Origin of the sequence: Paucibacter sediminis (genome assembly GCF_030254645.1) — a bacterium.
GTDB classification, from domain to species: Bacteria; Pseudomonadota; Gammaproteobacteria; order Burkholderiales; family Burkholderiaceae_C; genus Paucibacter_B; species Paucibacter_B sediminis.
Genome location: NZ_CP116346.1, coordinates 3,029,555 through 3,052,933 on the forward strand (window position 1 = coordinate 3,029,555; position 23,379 = coordinate 3,052,933).

20 protein-coding genes are annotated in these 23,379 nt (G+C 67.2%); 10 read left to right on the forward strand and 10 right to left on the reverse strand.

From position 1 onward, the window contains the following. Positions 1-10 precede the first annotated feature (10 nt). Entirely contained in the window at positions 11-1,117 is a 1,107-nt protein-coding gene (gene wecB, locus PFX98_RS14065) for a non-hydrolyzing UDP-N-acetylglucosamine 2-epimerase (RefSeq protein WP_285231130.1), read from the reverse strand. Between the two features lie 220 nt (positions 1,118-1,337). Between wecB and PFX98_RS14070 the strand changes: the two genes are divergently transcribed. After that, on the forward strand, positions 1,338-2,345 hold the full coding sequence (locus tag PFX98_RS14070) for an NAD-dependent epimerase (protein ID WP_285231131.1): 1,008 nt from the start codon (positions 1,338-1,340) through the stop codon (positions 2,343-2,345). Positions 2,346-2,428: 83 nt separating this feature from the next. After that, the gene (locus tag PFX98_RS14075) at positions 2,429-3,775 is read left to right on the forward strand and encodes a UDP-glucose dehydrogenase family protein (protein ID WP_285231132.1); all 1,347 of its coding nucleotides are present in this window, start codon (positions 2,429-2,431) and stop codon (positions 3,773-3,775) included. Here the strand turns inward: PFX98_RS14075 and rfbC are convergent. Genes rfbC through PFX98_RS14120 form a run of 9 tightly spaced genes read right to left on the reverse strand, consistent with a single transcriptional unit; the run spans position 3,767 to position 13,581 of the window. Next, the gene (gene rfbC / locus PFX98_RS14080) at positions 3,767-4,318 is read right to left on the reverse strand and encodes a dTDP-4-dehydrorhamnose 3,5-epimerase (RefSeq protein WP_285231133.1); all 552 of its coding nucleotides are present in this window, start codon (positions 4,316-4,318) and stop codon (positions 3,767-3,769) included. The two genes, PFX98_RS14075 and rfbC, sit on opposite strands and share 9 nt — an antisense overlap. Next, entirely contained in the window at positions 4,315-5,199 is an 885-nt protein-coding gene (gene rfbA, locus PFX98_RS14085) for a glucose-1-phosphate thymidylyltransferase RfbA (RefSeq protein ID WP_285231134.1), read from the reverse strand. Before rfbA ends, rfbC begins: the two co-directional genes overlap by 4 nt. 11 nt (positions 5,200-5,210) lie before the next feature. Beyond that, positions 5,211-6,092 (reverse strand): dTDP-4-dehydrorhamnose reductase, encoded by an 882-nt coding sequence (gene rfbD, locus PFX98_RS14090; protein ID WP_285231135.1) that lies wholly within the window; start codon positions 6,090-6,092, stop codon positions 5,211-5,213. Between the two features lies 1 nt (position 6,093). Further along, the gene (rfbB, locus tag PFX98_RS14095; RefSeq protein WP_285231136.1) at positions 6,094-7,152 is read right to left on the reverse strand and encodes a dTDP-glucose 4,6-dehydratase; all 1,059 of its coding nucleotides are present in this window, start codon (positions 7,150-7,152) and stop codon (positions 6,094-6,096) included. A gap of 21 nt (positions 7,153-7,173) precedes the next feature. Further along, positions 7,174-8,454 carry a nucleotide sugar dehydrogenase gene (locus PFX98_RS14100; RefSeq protein WP_285231137.1) on the reverse strand — a complete coding sequence of 427 codons (1,281 nt, stop codon included), beginning with the start codon at positions 8,452-8,454 and terminating at the stop codon, positions 7,174-7,176. Between the two features lie 38 nt (positions 8,455-8,492). Beyond that, entirely contained in the window at positions 8,493-9,944 is a 1,452-nt protein-coding gene (locus PFX98_RS14105; RefSeq protein ID WP_285231138.1) for a mannose-1-phosphate guanylyltransferase/mannose-6-phosphate isomerase, read from the reverse strand. Further along, positions 9,941-10,960 carry a UDP-glucose 4-epimerase GalE gene (gene galE, locus PFX98_RS14110; RefSeq protein ID WP_285231139.1) on the reverse strand — a complete coding sequence of 340 codons (1,020 nt, stop codon included), beginning with the start codon at positions 10,958-10,960 and terminating at the stop codon, positions 9,941-9,943. Before galE ends, PFX98_RS14105 begins: the two co-directional genes overlap by 4 nt. A 7-nt stretch (positions 10,961-10,967) precedes the next feature. Further along, positions 10,968-12,176, reverse strand: coding sequence for a hypothetical protein (locus PFX98_RS14115; protein WP_285231140.1), 1,209 nt, complete (start codon positions 12,174-12,176; stop codon positions 10,968-10,970). 10 nt (positions 12,177-12,186) lie between these two features. Further along, the gene (locus PFX98_RS14120) at positions 12,187-13,581 is read right to left on the reverse strand and encodes an undecaprenyl-phosphate glucose phosphotransferase (protein ID WP_285231141.1); all 1,395 of its coding nucleotides are present in this window, start codon (positions 13,579-13,581) and stop codon (positions 12,187-12,189) included. A 191-nt stretch (positions 13,582-13,772) separates the two neighbouring features. Between PFX98_RS14120 and PFX98_RS14125 the strand changes: the two genes are divergently transcribed. The 8 genes from PFX98_RS14125 (at position 13,773) to PFX98_RS14160 (ending at position 23,328) form a co-directional block, all read left to right on the forward strand. Further along, positions 13,773-14,306, forward strand: coding sequence for a hypothetical protein (locus PFX98_RS14125; protein ID WP_285231142.1), 534 nt, complete (start codon positions 13,773-13,775; stop codon positions 14,304-14,306). Continuing rightward, the gene (gene ubiB / locus PFX98_RS14130; RefSeq protein ID WP_285231143.1) at positions 14,303-15,859 is read left to right on the forward strand and encodes a ubiquinone biosynthesis regulatory protein kinase UbiB; all 1,557 of its coding nucleotides are present in this window, start codon (positions 14,303-14,305) and stop codon (positions 15,857-15,859) included. Before PFX98_RS14125 ends, ubiB begins: the two co-directional genes overlap by 4 nt. 100 nt (positions 15,860-15,959) lie before the next feature. Continuing rightward, positions 15,960-17,438, forward strand: coding sequence for a high affinity choline transporter 1 (locus tag PFX98_RS14135; RefSeq protein ID WP_285231144.1), 1,479 nt, complete (start codon positions 15,960-15,962; stop codon positions 17,436-17,438). Between the two features lie 32 nt (positions 17,439-17,470). Next, entirely contained in the window at positions 17,471-17,779 is a 309-nt protein-coding gene (locus tag PFX98_RS14140) for an FmdB family zinc ribbon protein (RefSeq protein ID WP_285231145.1), read from the forward strand. Between the two features lie 45 nt (positions 17,780-17,824). After that, complete coding sequence (locus tag PFX98_RS14145; RefSeq protein WP_285231146.1) at positions 17,825-18,481, forward strand: DUF502 domain-containing protein; 657 nt, start codon at positions 17,825-17,827, stop codon at positions 18,479-18,481. Positions 18,482-18,595: 114 nt separating this feature from the next. Next, positions 18,596-20,389, forward strand: a complete 1,794-nt coding sequence (aspS, locus tag PFX98_RS14150; protein ID WP_285231147.1) for an aspartate--tRNA ligase — start codon at positions 18,596-18,598, stop codon at positions 20,387-20,389. Between the two features lie 97 nt (positions 20,390-20,486). Then, positions 20,487-21,278, forward strand: coding sequence for a CsgG/HfaB family protein (locus tag PFX98_RS14155; RefSeq protein WP_285235594.1), 792 nt, complete (start codon positions 20,487-20,489; stop codon positions 21,276-21,278). 64 nt (positions 21,279-21,342) lie between these two features. Beyond that, entirely contained in the window at positions 21,343-23,328 is a 1,986-nt protein-coding gene (locus tag PFX98_RS14160) for a hypothetical protein (RefSeq protein ID WP_285231148.1), read from the forward strand. Positions 23,329-23,379 lie beyond the last annotated feature (51 nt).

Genomic DNA, 23,379 nt, shown 5'->3' on the forward strand with positions numbered 1-23,379 from the left:
TCTTGAACCCTCAGGCCTTGAGCTTCTCGGCCAGGATCTGCACCGTGCGCTCTGCCGCCTTGCCATCCCACAGCAGCGGTCGGCGGCCCTTCTTGCCGTTGCCGGCAATCGCCTCGAGTGCGTACTTGATGACGTTGGCAGGGTCGGTGCCGGCCAGCACGTTGCTGCCTTCATCGACGGTGACGGGGCGCTCGGTGTTCTCGCGGATGGTGACGCAGGGCACGCCCAGGGCGGTGGTTTCCTCCTGCAGGCCGCCGCTGTCGGTGAGTACGACCACGGCGTCCTTCCAGAGGTGCAGAAAGCTCATATAGGCCTGCGGGCCCATCAGGGTGACGCCCGGGCCCAGGTCGATGCCGAACTTCTCGATATTGGCGCGCGTGCGCGGATGCACCGGGAACACCAGCGGCAGTTCCTGGCCGACGCGGCGCAGCACCGTGGCCACGTTCTCCAGCGCCGCGGCGCTGTCCACATTGCTGGGGCGGTGCAGGGTCACCACGCCGTAGCGGGGGTGGCTGCGCTTGTAGGCGTCGCTCTCCAGGCCCGAGGTGTCCTGGCTCTTGAGCTTCTCGGCCTGGTAGAGCACGTTGTCGACCATCACATGGCCCACGTCCCAGACGGCGCTCATGTCCTTGCCCTCTTGCTGCAGATGGCGGTAGCCGCTGGGCTCGGTGACGAAGAACCAGTCGCTGATGGAATCGGTGACCAGGCGGTTGATCTCCTCGGGCATGGACATGTCGCCGCTGCGCAGGCCAGCCTCCACATGGGCCACCGGGATGCCGGCCTTCTTGGCCACGATGGAGCAGGCCAGCGTCGAGTTCACATCGCCCACCACCAGGCAGGCCTGCGGCTTCTCGGCCGCCACCAGCTGCTCGTAGGCCAGCATGATCTTGCCGGTCTGCTCGGCGTGGCTGCCGCCGCCGCAACCCAGGCGCACGTCGGGCGCGGGGATGCCCAGCTCCTCGAAGAACACCTCGTTCATGTCGCGGTCGTAATGCTGGCCGGTGTGCACGATCTTCCAGGCCAGCCGTCCGTCGGCCTGCAGCGCGCGCACGATGGGCGCAATCTTCATGAAGTTGGGGCGTGCGCCGGCGATCAGGTGGATGCAGGGTTTGGACATGGAGGCGATCTCTGTGCTTGCGTGCGAAGTCAGCGCGCGATTCTAGGTGGCGGGCCGGCGCCGGGCGTCGCCGGAACAGGCGTCGATGTGAGCAGATGTGGGCTTGGTCACGCCTGTCCCCTGAATGGGGTGGATGCCGGGCGGCACGCCGGTAGCCTGAGCGAGAATACGCGCCGGCCTGCGATGTACGAACGGCCGCATCAGATTCTGAGGGGATTGCGTGAAAGTACTCGTTACCGGCGCTGCCGGCTTCATCGGCATGCATGTCAGCCAGATCCTGCTCGCGCGTGGCGATGAGGTGGTGGGCCTGGACAATCTGAACGACTATTACGACCCCCAGCTGAAGCGGGACCGGCTGGCGCGCCTGACGCCCAAACCTGGCTTCCGCTTCGTCAAGCTCGACGTGGCCGACCGCGCCGGCATGGAAGCGCTGTTCGCGGCCGAGAAGTTCGACCGCGTGGTGCACCTGGCGGCCCAGGCCGGGGTGCGCTACTCGATCGAGAATCCGCACGCCTATATCGAGAGCAATATCGTCGGCTTCACCAACATCCTGGAAGGCTGCCGCCACCATGGGGTGCAGCACCTGGCCTACGCGTCGAGCTCCAGCGTCTACGGCGGCAACACGCTGATGCCCTTCAGCGAGCACCACAGCGTCGACCATCCGGTGAGCCTGTACGCGGCCACCAAGAAGGCCAATGAGCTGATGGCGCATACCTACAGCCATCTCTACCGCCTGCCCACCACCGGGCTGCGCTTCTTCACCGTCTATGGCCCCTGGGGCCGGCCGGACATGGCGCTGTTCCTGTTCACCAAGGCGATCCTGGAGGGCCGCCCCATCAATGTGTTCAACCACGGCAAGATGGTGCGCGACTTCACCTATATCGACGACATCGCCGAGGGTGTGGTGCGCGTGCTGGACCGCGTGGCCACGCCGGACGCCGACTACGACTCCGACAAGAGCGACCCGGCGCGCTCCAATGCGCCCTACCGCGTCTTCAACATCGGCAACCACGACCCGATCGAGCTGATGGGCTTCATCGAGGCGATCGAGCAGGCCTGCGGCCGCGAGGCGGTGAAGAACTTCATGCCGCTGCAGGACGGCGATGTGCCGGCCACCCATGCCGACGTGGAAGAGCTGGCCGCCTGGACGGGCTTCCGCCCCGCCATGCCCGTGCCCGAGGGCGTGGGCCGCTTCGTGGCCTGGTATCGCGAGTACTACAAAACCTGAGCCTGGCTTTTCCCGGGTTTCTTGTCACGCCGGGCTGTTAGATTGCTGAAGCTGCCAGGTGGCAGCGTGAGGGATCACCGGCGATGAAGGTCACAACGATAGGCACGGGCTATGTGGGCTTGGTGACGGGCGCCTGCCTGGCCGAGATGGGCAACCATGTGGTGTGCCTGGACACCAACTCCGACAAGATCCGCATCCTCAACGAGGGCGAGATCCCCATCCATGAGCCCGGCCTGGCCGAGGTGGTGCGCCGCAATGTGGCGAGCGGCCGCCTGCAGTTCACCACCAATGTGGACGCGGCGGTGGACCATGGCACCATCCTCTTCATCGCGGTGGGCACGCCGCCCGGCGAGGATGGCTCGGCCGACATGCAATATGTGCAGGCGGCGGCGCGCAGCATTGGCGCGCGCATGACCGACTACAAGCTGGTGGTGGACAAGAGCACCGTGCCGGTGGGTACCGCCGACGCGGTGCGCAACGCCATCGAGGGCGAACTGGCGCGCCGTGGCGTGGCGCTGGAGTTTTCGGTGGTCTCCAACCCCGAGTTCCTGAAAGAGGGCGCGGCGGTGGAGGACTTCATGAAGCCCGACCGCATCATCGTGGGCTCGGACGACGAGCGCGCCACGCTGTTGATGCGCGCCCTGTACTCGCCCTTCAACCGCAACCGCGACCGCCTGGTGGTGATGGATCTGCGCAGCGCCGAACTCACCAAGTACGCGGCCAACGCGATGCTGGCCACGCGCATCAGCTTCATGAACGAGATGGCGCTGCTGGCCGAGCAGGTGGGCGCCGACATCGAATGGGTGCGCCGCGGCATCGGCAGCGATCCGCGCATCGGGCATGACTTTCTCTACTCGGGCGCCGGCTATGGCGGCTCCTGCTTCCCCAAGGACGTGAAGGCCTTGATACGCACGGCCGAAGCGGCCGGCAGCGGCATGCGCGTGCTGCGCGCGGTGGACGAGGCCAACGAGCGCCAGAAACTGGTGCTGGTGGACAAGGTGGTGCAGCGCTTTGGCGATGACCTGCGCGGCCGCCATTTCGCGCTCTGGGGTTTGGCCTTCAAGCCCAATACCGATGATCTGCGCGAGGCACCCAGCCGTGTGGTGATTGCCGAACTGCTGCGCCGCGGCGCCACCATCTGCGCCTACGACCCGGTGGCCATGGCCGAGGCGCAGAAGGCGCTGGCTGGCCTGGAAGGCCTGGGCTACGCCGCCTCCGCCAACGCCGCGCTGGAGGGCGCGGATGCGCTGGTGATCGTGACGGAATGGAAGGAGTTCCGCACCCCGGACTTCGAGTTCATCAAGAGCGCGCTCAAGCAGCCGGTGGTGTTCGACGGCCGCAACCTCTACGAGCCGCCGCTGATGCAAGCACTCGGCATCGAGCATTGGGGCATCGGGCGCGGCACGCGCGCGCCCGGCGCGTCAGTCTAGGCTGCCGACTTCGGCCAGCAGGGGGGCGGCCGCGTCCTTTTCGGCCAGCGTGAAGGGCTCGCCGATATTCGGCCAGGCGATGCCCAGTTGCGGGTCGTCCCAGCGCACCACGCCTTCGCACTCGGGGGCGTAGTAATCGGTGGTCTTGTAGAGGAAGTCGGCCGATTCGCTCAGCACCACGAAGCCATGGGCGAAGCCGGGCGGGATCCAGAACTGGCGTTGATTCTGTTCGCTCAGCTCACGGCCTTCCCACTGGCCATAGGTCGGGCTGCCGGTGCGCAGATCCACCGCGACATCGAACACATTGCCGCGTATGCAGCGCACCAGCTTGCCCTGCGCATGGGGCTTGCGCTGGAAATGCAGGCCGCGCAGCACGCCGCGACGCGAGCGCGAATGGTTGTCCTGTACAAAATTGACTGGTGTGCCGATGGCCTGCTCGAACGCGCGCTGGTTCCAGCTCTCATAGAAGAAGCCGCGCGTGTCGCCGTAGACCTTGGGTGCGACTTCAAACAAGCCCGGCAGGCGCGTGGGTACCAGTTTCATGAGGGCTCTCCGACCAGGGCCTGCAGATAGCGACCGTATTGGGTCTTGGAAAGTGGGGCGGCCAGGCGCAGCAACTGCTCGGTATTGATCCAACCTTGCCGATAGGCAATCTCTTCGGGGCAGGCCACTTTCAGGCCCTGGCGGCGCTCGAGCGTGGCGATGAACTGCCCGGCCTCGAGAAGACTGTCGTGGGTGCCGGTGTCCAGCCAGGCATAGCCGCGACCCATGATGGATACCTGCAGCTGTCCCATCGCGAGGTACAGGGCATTGAGGTCGGTGATCTCCAGTTCACCACGCGCGCTGGGCTTGAGGTCCTTGGCCAGATCGCAGACCTGGGTGTCATAGAAGTACAGGCCTGTCACCGCATAGTTGCTCTTGGGGTTCTTGGGCTTTTCTTCGATGGACTGGGCGCGGTAGGCGTTGTCGAAACTCACCACGCCATAGCGCTCGGGATCGGTGACGTGATAGGCAAACACCGATGCGCCATGCTCGCGGGCATCGGCTCGTTGCAGGATCTGCGGCAGGTCGTTGCCGTAGAAGATGTTGTCGCCAAGCACCAGGCTGGAGGGGTGTGCGCCGACGAAGTCGCGTCCGATCAGAAAGGCCTGTGCCAAGCCATCCGGGCTTGGTTGTACCGCGTACTGGATGGACATGCCCCATTGGCTGCCGTCGCCCAGCAACTGGCTGAAGCGCGGCGTGTCCTGGGGCGTGGAGATCAGCAGGACCTCGCGGATGCCGGCCAGCATCAGCGTGCTGAGCGGGTAATAGACCATGGGCTTGTCATACACCGGCAGCAGTTGCTTGCTCATGGCCAGCGTGGCTGGGTGCAGCCGGGTGCCGGAGCCGCCGGCGAGGATGATGCCTTTGCGTTGCAATGTCATGGCCGATGCCTTCAGAGAATTTCCGTGAGCATACGCTCGACGCCCTGCTGCCAAGGTGGCAGAAAAAGGCCGAAAGCACCCGTCAGCTTGCGCGTGGACAGGCGTGAGTTCAAGGGCCGCCGCGCCGGCGTGGGGTAGTCACTGGTGGGGATGGCGAGCACCTGATCGGGCGCCACCCGCAAGGCCTGACCCCGCGCGCGCGCGAACTCGATCACATGGCGTGCATAGGTGTGCCAGCTGGTCTCGCCCGCGGCCACCGCGTGATAGACGCCGCCCAGCGCGGGCTCGGCGAGCGTGGCGCGGATCATGTGGGCGCTCAGGTCGGCGAGCAGATCGGCGCCGGTGGGCGCACCGATCTGGTCGGCGATCACCTTCAGCTGTTCGCGTTCGGCGGCCAGCCGCAACATGGTCTTGGCGAAATTGCCGCCGCGCGCCGCGTAGACCCAGCTGGTGCGCAGGATCAGGTGTGCGCAGCCGCTGGCGCGAATCGCCTGCTCACCGGCCAGCTTGCTGCGGCCGTAGGCGCTCAGCGGCGCGGTGGGCGCGTCCTCACTGCGCGGCGCCTCGCCGCTGCCGTCGAACACATAGTCGCTGCTGTAGTGCAGCAGCAGCGCGCCGCTGGCGTGCGCGAGGCCGGCCAGCAGGGCGGGGGCCGTGGCGTTGATCTGCTCGGCCAGGGCGGGCTCGCTCTCGGCCTTGTCGACGGCGGTATAGGCGGCGGCATTCACGATCACCTGCGGCGCATGGGCGCGCACCGTGGCGGCCAGGGCCGCGCCGTCGGCGAGGTCGCCGCCGTCATGGCGGTCGAGCGCGACCAGCTCACCCAGGGGGGCAAGGGCACGCTGCAGTTCCCAGCCGACTTGCCCGTTCTTGCCGAGCAAGAGGATCTTCATCTCAGTTCCCGTATTGCTTGGAGACCCAGTCGCGATAGGCGCCGCTCTGCACCCGCGCCACCCATTCCGGGTTGGCGAGGTACCACTGCACCGTCTTGCGTATGCCCGACGCAAAGGTCTCGGCCGGCCGCCAGCCCAGCTCGCGCTCGATCTTGCGCGCGTCGATGGCGTAGCGGCGGTCGTGGCCGGGGCGATCTTTCACATAGCTGATGAGGCGGGCATAGGGGCCGGCGGGGTCGGGCCGGAACTCGTCGAGCAGGGCGCACACGGTGTTGACGATGTCGATATTCGCCATCTCGTTCCAGCCACCGATGTTGTAGGTCTCGCCCAGTCGGCCGCCGGCCAGCACCGCGCGGATGGCGCTGGCGTGGTCGCTGACGTAGAGCCAGTCGCGGATCTGCTGGCCGTCGCCATACACCGGCAGCGGCTTGCCGGCCAGCGCATTGACGATCATCAGCGGGATCAGCTTCTCGGGGAAGTGGAACGGGCCGTAGTTGTTGGAGCAGTTGGTGGTGACCACCGGCAGCCCGTAGGTGTGGTGCCAGGCGCGCACCAGATGGTCGCTGGCGGCCTTGCTGGCCGAGTAGGGGCTGTTGGGCTCGTAGGCATTCGTCTCGGCAAAGGGCGGGTCCTCGGCTTGCAGCGAGCCGTAGACCTCGTCGGTCGAGACATGGTGGAAGCGGAAGGCCGCCTTGGCATCAGCATCGAGCGTGCCCCAGTAGCCGCGCGCCGCTTCCAGCAGGGTGTAGGTACCCTCGATATTGGTGCGCATGAAGGCGCCGGGGCCGCTGATCGAGCGGTCCACATGGCTTTCGGCGGCGAAATGGATCAGCGCGCGCGGCCGCTGCTCGGCCAGCAGGCGGTCCACCAGGGCACGATCGCAGATATCGCCCTGCACGAACAGATGGCGTGCGTCGCCTTGCAGGCTGGCCAGGTTCTCCAGATTGCCGGCGTAGGTGAGGGCGTCCAGGGTGACGACCTTCTCGTCACTCTGGGCCAGCCAGTCCAGCACGAAGTTGCTGCCGATGAAACCGGCCCCGCCGGTGACGAGAATGGTCATGCTGGATTGGCCTTGATCGGATTACAGGCGCCAGAGCTTGAGCCCGGCGGCCTGGATCGCCTTGGCGTCGAAGGCGGCCTTGACGTCGATGAAGGCACCGCCCTTGATGAGCTTGCGGCCGATGTCGTCGATCGACAGGGCCTTGTATTCTTTGTGCGCCACGGCGGCGACGATGGCGTCTGCGCGTGGCAGCTCGTCCCAGCTGACGGTGCGCACGCCGTACTCGTGCTGGGCCTCGTCGGGGTCGGCGGCCGGGTCGGTGACGGTGACCTCCACGCCATAGCTCTGCAGCTCATGGATGATGTCGATCACCTTGGAGTTGCGCAGGTCGGCGCAGTCTTCCTTGAAGGTCAGGCCCAGCACATTGACCTTGGCCCCCTTGATATAGCTGCCGGCGGCGATCATGTGCTTGATGGTCTGCTCGGCGATGAACTTGCCCATGCCGTCGTTGATGCGGCGGCCGGCCAGGATCACCTGCGGGTGGTAGCCCAGCATGTCGGCCTTGTGGGTCAGGTAATAGGGGTCCACGCCGATGCAATGGCCGCCCACCAGGCCCGGCTTGAACTTGAGGAAGTTCCACTTGGTGCCAGCGGCCTCCAGCACCTCGGAGGTGTCCAGGCCGATCTTGTCGAAGATGATGGAGAGTTCGTTCATCAGCGCGATGTTCAGGTCGCGCTGGGTGTTCTCGATCACCTTGGCGGCCTCGGCCGTCTTGATGCTGGAGGCGCGGTGCACGCCCGGGATGATGATGCGCTCGTAGACCTTGGCCACCGCATCCAGGGTTTCGGGCGTGTCACCCGAGACGATCTTGAGGATCTTGGTGAGCGTGTGTTCCTTGTCGCCCGGGTTGATACGCTCGGGGCTGTAGCCGACGAAGAAGTCTTTCTTCCACTTCAGGCCCGACTCGCGCTCCAGTACCGGGATGCACACCTCTTCGGTGGCGCCGGGGTAGACGGTGCTCTCGTACACCACGATGGCGCCCTTCTTCATATGCCGACCCACGCTGGTGCTGGAACCGATGAGGGGCTTGAAGTCGGGGATATGGGCCTCGTCCACCGGCGTGGGCACGGCAACGATGATGACGTCAGCCTCGGCCAGGCATTTGGGATCGCTGGAGTATTCGGCGAAGGTAGCCGCCTTGACCTCCTCGTCCGTGAGTTCGCGCGAGGGGTCGGTGCCGGCCTGGCACTTGGCCACCTTGTCGACGGCGATGTCGAAGCCGATCGTGCGGCTCTGCTTGCCGAACTCGATCACCAGAGGCAAGCCCACATATCCCAAACCAACGACGGCAATCACGCTCACGATCAATCTCCAAAAAAGCAGTTCAAGGTTGGCCCGGCTCAGCCGCGACCGTAGCTGTCTTCATATCGGACGATATCGTCCTCGCCCAGATAGGAGCCCGACTGGACCTCGATGATTTCCAGCGGTACTTTTCCCGGATTGGCCAGGCGGTGCACCTGGCCCAGGGGAATGTAGGTGCTTTGATTCTCGCTGAGCAAGAGGACCTGCTCGCCGTTGGTGATCTCGGCCGTGCCGGATACCACGATCCAATGCTCGGCGCGATGGTGGTGCTTCTGCAGGCTCAGCGAGGCACCGGGCTTGACCATGATGCGCTTGACCTGGAAGCGCGCGCCCATGTCGATGCTGTCGTACCAGCCCCAGGGTCGGTGCACCTTGCGGTGCAGGGTCTGCTCGCCGCGCTTCTCGCGGCCGAGCTGGGCCACGATGTTCTTCACGTCCTGGCTCTTGCTGCGCTCGGCCACCAGCACCGCATCGGGGGTCTCGACGATGACGATGTCGTCCAGCCCCACCGCGGCCACCAGCCGGCTGGTGGCATGCACCAGGGTGTTGTGGCTGTCGGAGATGATGGTGTCGCCGCGGCTGGCATTGCCCTGGGCGTCCTTCTCGGCCACCTGCCACACAGCCTCCCAGGCGCCCAGGTCGTTCCAGCCGGCGTCCAGCTCCACCATGCGCAGCACGAAATCGCTGCCGGGGCAGCGCTCCATCACCGCATAGTCGACCGACTCGGCCGGCACCTGCGTGAACAGCGCCTTGTCGGGGCGCACGAACAGGCCATCGACCTGGCGTGCCGCGTACGCGGCTCGGGTGGCCGCGGCGATGTCGGGGCGGAAACGCTGCAGCGCCTTCATCCAGGCGCTGGCGCGCAGCACGAACATGCCGCTGTTCCAGTAATAGCCGCCTGCGGCCAGATAGCCCGCCGCGGTGGCGGCGTCGGGCTTCTCGACAAAGGCCTCGACGTTGAGTCCGCACGCGTCACTGCTGCTGCGGATATAGCCGTAGCCGGTCTCGGGGCGGTCGGGGGTGATGCCCAGGATCACGATAGCGCCGTCGGCCGCGGCGCGCACGGCGGCCTGCAGCGCGGCGGTGAAGGCCGGGTCGTTGGTGACGGTCTGGTCGGCGGGCGTCACCACCAGCACCGGATCCGCGCCGCCGTCCGCACCTTCCTCCAGCGCCTGCAGGGCCGCCAGGGTCAGCGCCGGCGCGGTGTTGCGACCGGCCGGCTCCAGCAGCACGGCGCCCGGCGTGGCCGAGGTCTCGCGCAGCTGGTCCAGCACCATGAAGCGGTGCTCCTCGTTGCCCACCACCAGGGTCGGCGCGACGGCGATGTCCGCCGCAGCCAGGCCCGCGAGGCGCTCGGCGGCCTGCTGGAACAGGCTGCTATTGCCCGCCAGCACCAGGAATTGCTTGGGATAGCCGGCGCGCGACAGCGGCCACAGCCGCGTGCCGCTGCCGCCGGCCATGATGACGGGCTGTACCTGGATGATGCTCATGCTTCAAATCCCTGCGGGTTCATGCGCTGCCAGCGCCAGCTGTCCTCGCACATGCGTTGCAGATCGTGCCGGGCCACCCAGCCCAGGCGCTCTTGCGCCAGGCTGGGGTCGGCATAGTTGGCCGCCGCGTCACCGGGGCGGCGCGCCACGATGGCATAGGGGATGGGTCTGCCGCTGGCCTGCTCGTAGGCGCGCACCAGTTCCAGCACGCTGTAGCCGCGCCCGGTGCCCAGGTTGACGGTGATGGATTCACGCCCGCCCAGCAGGAAGCGCAGCGCCGCTACATGGCCCTCGGCCAGGTCGACCACATGGATGTAGTCGCGCACGCCGGTGCCGTCGGGGGTGGCGTAATCGCCGCCGAACACCTGCACGCGTTCGCGCCGGCCCACCGCCACCTGGGCCACATAAGGCATCAGATTGTTGGGGATGCCGCGCGGGTCTTCGCCGATCAGGCCGCTCTCGTGCGCGCCCACCGGGTTGAAGTAGCGCAGGGCGGCGGTCTGCCACTGCGGATCGGCGGCGCCCAGGTCGCGCAGGATGGTCTCGCCCATCAGCTTGGTGGCGCCGTAGGGGTTGATGGCCGAGAGCGGCGCATCCTCGCGCAGCGGCAGGCTCTCGGGCATGCCGTAGACGGTGGCGCTGGAGCTGAACACGATGCGGCTGCAGCCATGACGGCGCATCGCCTCGAGGGTGCCGAGCAGGCCGCCGACGTTGTTGCGGTAATAGGCCAGCGGCTGCTCGGCGGACTCGCCCACCGCCTTGAAGGCGGCGAAATGCACCACCGCGTCGGGCCGGTGGCGGGCGAACACCGCCTCGAGCGCGGTGGCGTCGTTGACGTCGGCACGTTCGAACAGCGGCGCCTGGCCGCTCAGGCGCGCCAGGCGCTCCAACACCTTGGGCGAGCTGTTGCTGAAATTGTCGAGGCCGACCACGCGATAGCCGGCGGCCAGCAAGGCCAGCCAGGTGTGCGAGGCGATGTAACCGGTGGCGCCGGTGAGCAGAACGGTGGCGGACATGGGGGGCTTACCTGATCACGGCCTGGCCGTAGCAGCCGTAGGTGTTGGCGCTGTAGGCGTAGAACGCGGTGGTGCTGCTGCGACCCGAGTGACTGATCTGGCAGCCCAGCTCCAGGCCGCGCGAGTAGATCCAGCGTGCGCCCAGGTTGTAGGCGCGGTCGCGGTCGTTGTTGCTGCTCTGGAAGAAGCTGTCGGAGCGGTCGGTGTCGCTCACGCTCAAACCCGCATCCAGCAGCAGCTTGCTGCTGAGTTCGTAGCTGCTGTTGAGCTGCAGCACCTTGGTGATGCGGTTGTAGTCGGTGTTGAAGTTGGCAAAGCCGAGGTAATAGGTGTCCAGGCCCGAGTCGCGCGAGAGCCGGGTGCTGAACGACCACTTGGCCGTGGGCTGCCATTGCCACACCACCATGCCGGTGACGCCGCTGAAATCGCGCAGATTCGAGAGGCTGTGGCTGGAGCGGCTGGCGCTCAGCCGGGCATCGAGCTTGCTGGCGCCGCTGGCCTCCCAGCCGGCGGTGAGGTCGATGTCATTGCGCGTGAACTCGTCCGGCGTGACGACGTTGCCCTGCACCAGGTAGCGCGGGTTCTTGCCCTTGGTGTGGCGTGCTGCCAGGCCCAGCCGTACCGGGCTGCTGGGCCGCCATACCAGGCCCAGCGACGCGGCATCCTCGCGGTAGTTCAGGCGCGTGTACTCGATTGCACTGAACTCGCGCTGGCGGTGCGTCAGCACCGCCTCCAGCGTCAGCTTGGTCACCAGGCCCAGGCGTGCGATGCCCTGCAGCTGGCTGTTGTCCTCGGTGTTTTTCTTGAAGATGGGCGTGATGCCGCTGCCGATGTTGTAGTCGGCCAGCGAGCGTTTCTTGCTGGCGCTGAGGGTGCCCGAGAGCCGCTCGACGCTGGCCCAGTCCAGGCCCAGCTTGGCGGCGTAGGCAATGTTGTTGAGCTCGTTGTTGCGACGGTAGCGGTTGGCCTGCACCGACACATCACCGAACAGGCGCTGGCGGCCCAGGCGCTGGTCCAGCCCGGCCAGCAGGCTGGCATTGCCGACCTCGTCGCTGTTGGCGGCATTGCTCTGCCGGTAGATATTGGAGACGTGGTAAAGCCCCAGCGAGCCGCCGAGGTAATAGGGGCTGGTCTCGGCCTGCGCCGCGCCGGCCATCGTCAGCAGCAGTGCAAGGCACGGGGTCAGGTTTTGCCGCAGCGCGATCTTGGTGGTCATGGCGGGGTCGTCAGTATGCATTTCGGTCGAACAGCATGAGCTTGGCGGTGCGCACGATGATTTGCAGGTCCAGGCCCAGCGACCAGTTGCGCAGGTATTCCAGATCGTATTCGACGCGCGCCTTCATCTTGTCGATGGTGTCGGTCTCGCCGCGCAGGCCGTTCACCTGGGCCCAGCCAGTGATGCCGGGCTTGACCTTGTGGCGCACCATATAGGCCTTGATGAGCTTGCGGTATTCCTCGTTGTGCGCCACCGCATGCGGGCGCGGCCCGACGATGCTCATGCGCCCCTGCAGCACATTGATGAACTGCGGCAGCTCATCCAGCGAGGTGCGGCGGATGAAGGCGCCGAAGCGGGTGATGCGCGGGTCGTCCTTGGTGGCCTGCCTGACCACCGGGCCGTTGTCCTGGCTGCGCATGGAGCGGAACTTGTAGACGATGATCTCCTCGCCATCCAGGCCGTTGCGGCGTTGCTTGAAGATCACCGGCCCGGGCGAGCTGAGCTTCACGCCGATCGCGATCGCCAGCAGGATGGGCGAGATCAGCACCAGGATCAGGCCGGCCAGCACCACGTCGCTGGCGCGCTTGACGAGTTCGTTGATGCCGGTGAAGGGGGTTTCGCAAATGCCCACCACGGGCACGCCGTTCATGTCCTGCAGGCGGCCCTGGATGATGCTGATACCGAACACGTCGGGCACGAAGAACAGCGAGGCGGTGGTGCCCTGGACCTGCTCCAGCAGCTGCACGATGCGCGGCTGCGAGCCCAGCGGCAGGGTGATGTAGACCTCGCGCACATTGTTTTTGCGCACATAGTCGCTCAGCTCGCTGAGCATGCCCACCAGCTGCGGGCTGGCGTCGGGGTGCAGGCGCTCGTCCTGGCGGTCATCGAAGAAGCCCAGCAGCTCGACGCCGCCATGCGGCCCGGCGGCCAGGGCCTTGGCCACCTTGGCGCCCAACGGCCCGGCACCCACGATCACCGCGCTGCGCCGCGAGCTCGGGTGCGAGGCCTGCCAGAGCAGCAGGCGGCGGCCGATCAGGATGGCCAGCAGCTGCGCCAACGGCGTGATGATGCCCCACCACATCAGCACCTTGTCTTCGAAGTAGTGCAGGCTGTTGGTGGCGTAGCCGAACATGCCGAGGATCAGCAGCAGGGTGATCCAGGAGCCCAGCACGTCCAGCGTGGCGCTGACCGGGTGCTCGGCGAAGCGGTTGCGGCCCGGGAAGGTGAGGGCGAACACCAGCAGGCACAGCGTGTAGGTGGAACGCAGTACCGGCTCGTCGAAATAGTCGTTCACCAGGAAGAAGCACAGCACGATCAGGCTGGGCTCCAGGAAGGCGGCGATCAATGACTGGACCGATTGCGGTGCGCTGTAGAAGGTTCTCTTGTAGCTGCGGTCCTCGAACATCTCGGCGTGGCCCCCGGTGCCTTTTGTTTGCTTCTGTCGTCGATGGTGGTGCTGCGCGGCACGCAATGGGTGCCGTCAGTCCAGCCCCCTTGTCTGGACATGAGCGCGGATTCTCTCTCAATTAGCCGGCGCTCCCGGGCGGGGTCCCCCCCTAAGTCGAGGCGGGGTGAGGCCCTGTCTACAATCCGCGCATGCTGAACGATTGGTCAAGACTCTGGGCACCGGCGGTGCAGGATCGCATCACCTTGTTGCTCAACCATGTCATTTCGCGGGAAAGCCACGCGATGGCGCGGCTGCAGCCGCAGGCCGGCAAGTCGGTGCTGGTGCATCTGCGCGGCTGGCCCGGGCTGCTGCCGGCCGCCCCCGACCTGGCCCTGCAGGTCACGCCCGCCGGCCTGTGGGAGCGGCTCGACGCCGCGCCGGCTGACGCGCTGCGCATCGAGATCGACGCCGCCAACCCTGCCGCGCTGGCCTTTGGCGCGCTCACCGGCGCCAAGCCCGACGTGCAGATCCAGGGGGACGCTGCCTTTGCCGCCGAGATGAACTGGCTGATGGAAAACCTGCGCTGGGACCTCGAGGATGAGCTCGCCCAGCTGGTTGGCCCGGCGCCCGCGCATCAGCTTGCGCGCTGGGGCGGGGCGATCGCCCAGGCCTTTGGCAAGTTCGCCAAGTTTGCCGATGGGGCCCGCAACGCGGCCATGTCAGGTGGCCGCGGGCCGGCATGAGGTACTTCGCCCGCCTGCTGGTCATCGGCTGGACCATCTTCCGTTTCGGTCTGGACGAAATGGCCCTCTCGGGCCTGAGCGGGCGGCGCTTCCGCTGGCTGCGCCGGCTGATTTCGGTGGGCCGCAGCTGGCAGCAGCCGCGCGGCGTGCGCCTGCGCCTGGCGCTGGAGCGGCTGGGGCCGATCTTCGTCAAGTTCGGCCAGGTGCTCTCCACCCGCCGCGACCTGGTGCCCGGCGACATCGTCGAGGAACTGGCCCGCTTGCAGGACGATGTGCCGCCGTTCCCGGCCGAGACCTCGCGCGCCCTGGTGGAAAAGGCCTTCGGGCGCCGGATTGAAGAGCTGTTCGGCAGCTTCGAGGCCGAGCCGGTGGCCAGCGCCTCGATCGCCCAGGTGCATTTCGCTACCCTGAAGGACGGCCGCGAGGTCGCGGTGAAGGTGCTGCGCCCCGGCATGCTGGACGTGATCGAGGACGACCTGGCCCTGCTGCGTACCATCGCCGGCTGGGTCGAGCGCCTCAGCGCCGATGGCCGGCGTCTCAAGCCGCGCGAGGTGGTGGCCGAGTTCGACACCTATCTGCACGACGAGCTCGACCTGGTGCGCGAGGCCGCCAACGCGGCCCAGCTGCGCCGCAATATGGATGGCCTGAACCTGGTGATGGTGCCCGTGATGATGTGGGACCTGTGCACCAGCGAGGTGATCGTGATGGAACGCATGAGCGGCGTGCCCATCAGCCAGGTGCAGCGCCTGAGGGACGCCGGGGTGGACATCCCCAAGCTGGCGCGCGACGGCGTCACCATCTTCTTCACCCAGGTGTTCCGCGACGGCTTCTTCCACGCCGACATGCACCCCGGCAACATCCAGGTGAGCCTGGCGCCCGCCACCTTCGGCCGCTATATCGCGCTGGACTTCGGCATCATCGGCACGCTCACCGAGGTGGACAAGGAATACCTGGCGCAGAACTTCATCGCCTTCTTCCAGCGCGACTACAAGCGCGTGGCCGAGCTGCACATCGAATCCGGCTGGGTGCCCGCGGGCACCCGTGTGGACGAGCTCGAGAGCGCGGTGCGGGCGGTCTGCGAGCCGCATTTCGACCGGCCGCTGAAGGACATCTCGCTGGGCCAGGTGCTGATGCGCCTGTTCCAGACCTCGCGCCGCTTCAACGTCGAGATCCAGCCGCAGCTGGTGCTGCTGCAGAAGACCCTGCTGAACGTGGAGGGCCTGGGCCGCCAGCTCGACCCCGAGCTGGATCTCTGGGCCACCGCCAAGCCCTTCCTGGAGCGCTGGATGAACGAGCAGGTGGGCTGGCGCGCCCTGGTGCACCAGCTCAAGAAGGAGGCGCCGCGCTATGCCCAGCTCTTCCCCGAGCTGCCGCGCCTGCTGCACGACGCGCTCAAGCGCCAGGCCTCGCCGCACGATGGCCGCGCCATCCAGGCGCTGATCCAGGAGCAGCGCCGCACCAACCGGCTGCTGCAGGCGCTGCTCTATGGTGCGGTGGGCTTCACCCTGGGGCTGCTGGCGGCCAATGTGCTGATGCGCGTGCATTGGTTCTGATTGGAGAGGGCTCTCAGACAAGCCCGCATGGCCCGCGGCTTGCGTTGCGCTGATAATCCGGCGCGCTTTCCTTTGCCGGGCCCTGCCCGAGACGCTTGCCATGAACACCACGCTGATTGTCTTTGTCGTGCTCTACCTGCTGGGGACCCTGGGCCTGGGGGTCTGGGCCGGCACCCGCATCAAGAACACCAGTGACTTCGCCATCGCCGGCCGCAGCCTGCCGCTGATCATGGTGATCACCACCACCTTCGCCACCTGGTTCGGTGCCGAGACGGTGATGGGCATCCCGGCCAAGTTCGTGCAGGGCGGCCTGAATTCCATCGTCGAGGACCCCTTCGGCGCCGGCACCTGCCTGATCCTGGTGGGCGCCTTCTTCGCCACCAAGCTGTACCGGCAGAACCTGCTGACCATCGGCGACTTCTACCGCCAGCGCTTCGGCAAGGGCGTCGAGGTGTTCTGCTCCAGCGCCATCATCCTCAGCTACCTGGGCTGGGTGGCGGCGCAGATCACCGCCCTCGGCCTGGTGTTCTCGGTGCTGACCAATGGCGCGATGAGCGAGACCGCCGGCATGATCGTCGGCACCCTGGCGGTGCTGATCTATGTGGTGATCGGCGGCTTCCTGGCGGTGGCCTGGACCGACTTCATCCAGATGATCGTGCTGGTGATCGGCCTGTCGGTGATCGCGGTGTTCTCGGCCGACCTGGCCGGTGGTGCCGACAAGGTGTTCGCGATGGCGCAGAGCAAGGAGCTGTTCAGGTTCCTGCCCGAGCCCAGCTTCACCGAGATCGCCATGTTCGTCGGCGCCGGCGTCACCATGATGCTGGGCAGCATTCCGCAGCAGGACGTGTTCCAGCGCGTCATGTCGGCCAAGGACGAGAAGACCGCCCGCAACGGCGCCATGATCGGCGGCATCAGCTACATCCTGTTCGCCGCCGTGCCCATGTTCATCGTCGCCAGTGCGGTGGTGGTAATGGGCCAGCAGGCCCTGGACGTGGCGCGCGACGATTACCAGAAGCTGCTGCCCCTGTTCGTGCTGAGCAAGATGCCGCTGATCATGCAGATCCTGTTCTTCGGTGCGCTGCTCTCGGCCATCAAGAGCACCTCCTCGGCCACGCTGCTGGCGCCCTCGACCAGCTTCGTCGAGAACATCCTGAAGAATCTGCGCCCGCACATGGGCGACCGCCAGCAGCTGCTGGCGATGCGCCTGACCATCATCGTGTTCGCCGCCCTGGTGCTGGCCTATGCGATCGCGATGCAGGGCACCTCGATCTATGAGTTGGTGTCCTCGGCCTACCAGGTCACCCTGGTGGGGGCCTTCGTGCCGCTGGTGATGGGCTTGTACTGGCAGCGCGCCACCACCCAGGGGGCGATCTTCTCGCTGGTGGGCGGCATTGCGGTCTGGATCGCCTTCCTGCCCCAGGTCAGCAGCCTGGGCGAGGGCTTCCCGGGGCAGCTGGCCGGCCTGCTGGTGGCGATCGTGGCGATGGTGCTGGGCTCGCTGGCCCCGCAGTGGCTGAAGAACCGCCGCGAGCACAAGCACCATGTCGCGGGGCTGGCGAACGAGGCCTCGCCCCTATAATTCGCGTTTCCTATCAATAGCTTAGACCCCTCATGCCGATCTACGCCTACCGCTGCAGTACCTGCGGTCACGCCAAAGACGTGCTGCAAAAGCTGTCTGATGCCCCGCTGAGCACCTGCCCCGCCTGCGGGGCCGAGAGCTTCAGCAAGCAAGTCACCGCCGCCGGCTTCCAGCTCAAGGGCTCGGGCTGGTACGCCACCGATTTCAAGGGTGGCAGCGCCGGCACGGCCGCGCCCGCCACCGCGGCAGGCGGCGCCGCTGCCGCCGCTGCGCCCGCGGCCGACGCTGCGCCGGCCGCGGCCTCGTCCACGCCTTGCGGGGGCTCCTGCGCCTGCCATTGACATGACCCGCCGCGGGCCGCGAGGCCGGGCCGCACAAGGAACCCAGTGAGAAAGTACATCATCGCCGGCCTGCTCGTCTGGCTACCGCTTGCCATCACCATCTGGGTGTTGCATCAGGTGCTGGGCGTCGTCAACGGCGTGTTCGACTCGCTGCTGGGTGCCCTCAAGGTGGTCTCGCCCAGTTCGCTGCACGACGGCATCTCCAGCCTCAGCGACGTGCCGGGCCTGGGCCTGGTGATCCTGGTGGGCGGCCTGCTGCTCACCGGCATGTTCGTGGCGAACATCTTCGGCCAGTGGTGGCTCAGGCAATGGGACAAGCTGATGTCCAGCATCCCCATCGTCAAGAGCATCTACAGCTCGGTCAAGCAGGTCTCGGACACCCTGTTCTCCAGCAGCGGCAACGCCTTTCGCGAGGCGGTGCTGGTGCAGTACCCGCGCGAGGGCAGCTGGACCATCGCCTTCGTCACCGGCTCGCCCAGCGGCGAGGTGGCGCAGCATTTCCCCGAGGAGCATGTGAGCCTGTACGTGCCCACCACGCCGAACCCGACCTCGGGCTTCTTCCTGATGATGCCGCGCACCAGCATCCGCTCGCTGGACATGAGCGTGGACGAGGCGCTCAAGTACATCATCTCGATGGGGGTGGTGGCGCCGAATACCGGCCATGCGGCAGCCGCCCCGACCGAACGAAATCTACCGGGTTGATCGCCCCGGCCGGCGTTCAACCCTGAGGGCAGCCTGCCCGACCAGAGCCACCAGACAAGACCTGACCCCGCTGCGCAAGAGGCGCAGCGCACCCAAGAATTCGGAGAAAACGATATGCGTACCTGCTATGCCGGCCAAGTCAGCGAGAAGCTGCTCGACCAGACCGTGACCCTGATGGGCTGGGCCCATCGCCGCCGCGACCATGGCGGCGTGATCTTCATCGACCTGCGCGACCGCGAGGGCCTGGTGCAGGTGGTCTGCGACCCCGACCGCGCCGAGATGTTCAAGGTGGCGGAAGACGTGCGCAACGAGTTCTGCCTGAAGATCGTCGGCAAGGTGCGCGCGCGCCCGGCCGGCACCGAGAACGCCAACCTCACCAGCGGCAAGATCGAGATCCTCTGCCATGAGCTGGAAGTGCTGAACCCCTCGGTGACGCCCCCGTTCCAGCTGGACGACGAGAACCTCTCCGAGACCACGCGCCTCACGCACCGCGTGCTGGACCTGCGCCGCCCCTACATGCAGAACAACCTGATGCTGCGCTACCGCGTGGCGATGGAGGCGCGCAAGTTCCTGGACGAGCATGGCTTCATCGACATCGAGACGCCCATGCTCACCAAGAGCACGCCCGAGGGCGCGCGCGACTACCTGGTGCCCAGCCGTGTGCACGACGGCACCTTCTTCGCGCTGCCGCAATCGCCCCAGCTCTTCAAGCAGCTGCTGATGGTGGCCGGCTACGACCGCTACTACCAGATCACCAAGTGCTTCCGCGACGAAGACCTGCGCGCCGATCGCCAGCCCGAATTCACCCAGATCGATATCGAAACGAGCTTCCTCACCGAGCAGGAAATCCGTGACATGTTCGAGGGCATGATCCGCCACGTCTTCATGAAGGCGCTGAACGTGGACCTGGGCGCCTACCCGGTGATGAAGTACGCGGACGCGATGCACCGCTTCGGCTCCGACAAGCCGGACCTGCGCGTCAAGCTCGAGTTCACCGAACTCACCGATGCGATGGGCGATGTTGACTTCAAGGTCTTCTCCACCCCCGCCACCACCCCCGGTGGCCGCGTGGTCGCCCTGCGCGTGCCGGGCGGCGCGGCCATGAGCCGCGGCGAGATCGACAGCTACACCGAGTTCGTGAAGATTTACGGTGCCAAGGGCCTGGCCTGGATCAAGGTCAATGAAGTGGCCAAGGGCCGCGAAGGCCTGCAGTCGCCCATCGTCAAGAACCTGCACGACAAGGCCGTGGCCGACATCCTGGCGCGCACCGGCGCGCAGGACGGCGACCTGCTGTTCTTCGGTGCCGACAAGGCCAAGGTGGTGAACGATGCCATCGGCGCGCTGCGCCTGAAGGTGGGCCACAGCGAATTCGGCAAGAGCCATGGCCTGTTCGAAGACCGTTGGGCACCGCTGTGGGTGGTGGACTTCCCGATGTTCGAGCACGACGAAGAGAACGACCGCTGGGCGGCCGTGCACCACCCGTTCACCGCGCCCAAGGACGGTCACGAGGACCTGATGGTCACCGACCCGGGCAAGTGCATCGCCAAGGCCTACGACATGGTGCTGAACGGCTGGGAGCTGGGTGGCGGCTCGATCCGTATCCACCGCGCCGAGGTGCAGAGCAAGGTGTTCGACGCGCTCAAGATCAGCAAGGAAGATGCCCAGGTCAAGTTCGGCTTCCTGCTGGACGCGCTGCAGTACGGCGCGCCCCCGCACGGCGGCCTGGCCTTCGGCCTGGATCGCCTGGTGACGCTGATGACCAAGGCCGACTCGATCCGCGACGTGATCGCCTTCCCCAAGACCCAGCGCGCGCAATGCCTGCTGACCGGCGCACCCTCGTATGTGGACGAGAAGCAGCTGCGCGAGCTGCACATCCGCCTGCGCAATGCGGGTGCCGCAGCGGCCTGATTGGGCGCGTGCAAGCAAGTCTTCGCAGGGGCCGCAACAGCGGCCCTTTTTCTTTCGCGTGTGACAAAACGTTTCTCAGGGAGAGAACAAGATGATGATGCGCAATACCGTTCTGCTGGCCGCCTTGGCCGTGGTGCTCGCCGGCTGCGGCAAGCAGGGAGCCCAGTTGGGGCAGGGGGGCTCGGTGGTGAGCGGTTCGGCCGGTCCGGCGGGGGCCCAGTCCGCCGCACGCGAGCTGCAGAAATGCGAGGCGCCGGTGGCCACCCTGGCCCTGGTGGAGAACCCCAACGGCTACACCATGGCAGGCGGCTATGCCCTGCCCAGCTCGCCGCTGCCGCTGGTGCGCCTGCTGGCCCAGCAGAGCGGCTGCTTCCGGGTGGTGGACCGCGCCGCCGGCCTCAAGGCCGTGATCAAGGAGCAGGAGCTCAAGGATGCCGGCGTGCTGCGCCAGCAGGGCAGCACGGTGGCTAAGGGCAAGGGTTACGAGGCTCAATACAGCCTCACCCCCAGCCTGACCTTCTCAGAGCAGGATGCCGGCCGCCAGCTGGGCGGCATCATGGCGTCCATCCCGGTGCTCAACAAGCTGGTGGGCGCGGCCGAGCATGTCAAGCTCAAGGAGGCGCAGGTGGCGCTGCTGCTGACCGACAACGAGACCACCGAACAAGTGGCCGCAGCGACCGGTTCGGTGCAGGTTACCGATCTGGGCATGGGCGGCATGATGCTGGGCAAGCTGGGCGGCGCCGCCGGCGCTGGCTGGAGCAATAGCAATGAAGGCAAGGTGATCGCCGCCGCATTTCTCGATGCCCACAACCACCTAGTGACCCAGCTGCGCATGTTGCAGGCCAAAGAGCTGCCGACGCCGGTTGCCACCAAGCCAGGCAAGAGCTGACCCCGACAGACCGGGCGCTGCAACTCGCTATGCTTGCGCCTCCATTCAAGAGGACGCTACGAGCATGAGCAAGAAGGGCCAAGGCACGGCTGGCGGCACGACGGAGCGGCTGCGCTGGGAGCGTGCGCTGATGCGCCATCCGCGCCTGGCCCTGCCGCGCCTGCGTGCCGGCATGAAGGCGACCGATCCGGCCCGGGCGCGTGCCGCCCTGCTGGGCGCCTTCTTCGTGCTGGAGCGCTGGGGCCGCGCCGCCGAGCTGCAGGGCGAGCTGCAGGCCGAACTGCAGACCCTCAGGCGCGAGGTGGAGCGCCAGCGCTCGCTCAGCGAGGCGGCCGAACTCAGCGAGGCCCTGGGCCGCCTGCATTACCAGCGCGGCGACTATGTGCAGGCCTGCCAGGCCTGGAGCGAAACGCTCGACTGGGCCGAGGACGATTCGCGCCCCGCCTGCCTGGCGCGCATCGGCCTGGCGCACCTGTGCTATGCGTTGGGCGACTGGGCGCGTGGCGGCCGCGTGCTGGACCAGGCCGAGCTGCACTACGCCAGGCTGGCGCAAGACCCCTATCTGCGCGCCAAGATCGCGCTCAACCGCGCCGCCTCGCTGCGCGCCACCCAGGGCCCGCAGGCCGCACGCGTGGTGCTGGACGAAGCCCTGGCCGCCGCCCGCGAGGCCGGCCATGCCGACTACCAGGCCGAGGCGATCTGGCACCAGGCGCGCTGCGCGCGCGACAGCGGAGATGCCGCGCAGGCGCTCAGGCTCGCCGACCAGGCCCTGGTCTCGGCGCAGCGCTGCGGTTACCGCTGGCTGCATGCCCAGGCCGCGCTGCTGCTGTGCGAACTCACCAGCGGCGAAACGGCGCTGGGCTGGGCCGGCCAGGCCCTGAGCCTGGCCGAGGCTCTGCAGTCGCGCCATCTGCAGGCGGCGGCCCATGGCCGGCTGGCCGACCTGATGCGCGAGCAGGGCGAGCTGGGCCCCAGCTGGCATCACCTGCAGCAGCGCCAGCGCCTCGAATCCACCCTCGACCAGGGCCAGCTGCCGACCCAGCTGGAGGCACTGGCCCGCTTCGATACCGATCCGCATGGCGCCGATGCGCTGCTGCTCTCGCTGGCCGGCCAGAGCTGGCCGCTCGATGATGTGGCCGAGTTCGAGCGTCAGTGGCGGGCGCTGCTGCCGCGCCTGGTGGAGGCGCTGGGCCTGAGCGGGATCGACCTGCAGTGGGAGCGGCTGAGTGAACGGCAGGGTGAACGGCCGGGTCAGCGCGCCGCCGCGCCGGCCGCGCCGGACGCCGCCCGGCTTGAGCTGAGCCTGCGCCTGGCGACCAAGCAGATCGGCCGCCTGCTACTGTGGCGGCCCGCGGGCGCCAGCTGGTCGCGTGCCGACAGCAACCGGGCCAACCGGCTGGCGAGCTGGCTGGAGGGGCTGCTGGGGCGCCTGGAGCAGAGCCTGCAGCGCGCCGAGACCCAGGCCGCCGAGCATGCCGAACTGCTGGGCCTGGACCGCCTGCTGGCCGCGCAGCTCGATGCCTGGGGTCGGCAGCTGAGCCAGGCCGACGCGCCCCTGCAGCTGATCGCGCCGCCGCTGGTGCAACAAATGGCGGCGCTGGCGCAATACCGGCGCGACGCGCAGGACCAGCAGGTCTGCGACTTTGTGCTGGCGAGCGAATTGGCCCAGCTGCAGGCCGTCTACGCGCCGCTGCTGCAGGCCCAGGGCTGCGAGCTGCGCTGCGAGGTGGCGCCGGGCCTGAGCCTCAAGCACCCGCGCGCGCAATGCCTGCGCCTGCTGAGCGAGCTGATCGCGCTGGCGCTGGCGCGCGGTGCGCGCCGGCTCAGCCTGGAGGCTGAACCGCATGGCAGCGACCAGCTCTTGCGCCTGCGCTGTTGCGACGGTCTGGCCACGCCCAGAGCCGGGCTGGAGCTGTTGCAACTGCAGGCGCGCCGCCTGGGCGGCACCTGCCAGACACGCCCCTGGGGCCTGGAAATTTCGTTGCCAACGCAGGGCCTCAGCGCGCCCGTACCTGCACCGGCGCGGAGGGGGCGCAAGCGGGATCGCTAGGTACTTGTCCGGTACGACAGTCGATGGCCCACGACACCCTTGGTGCCGGGT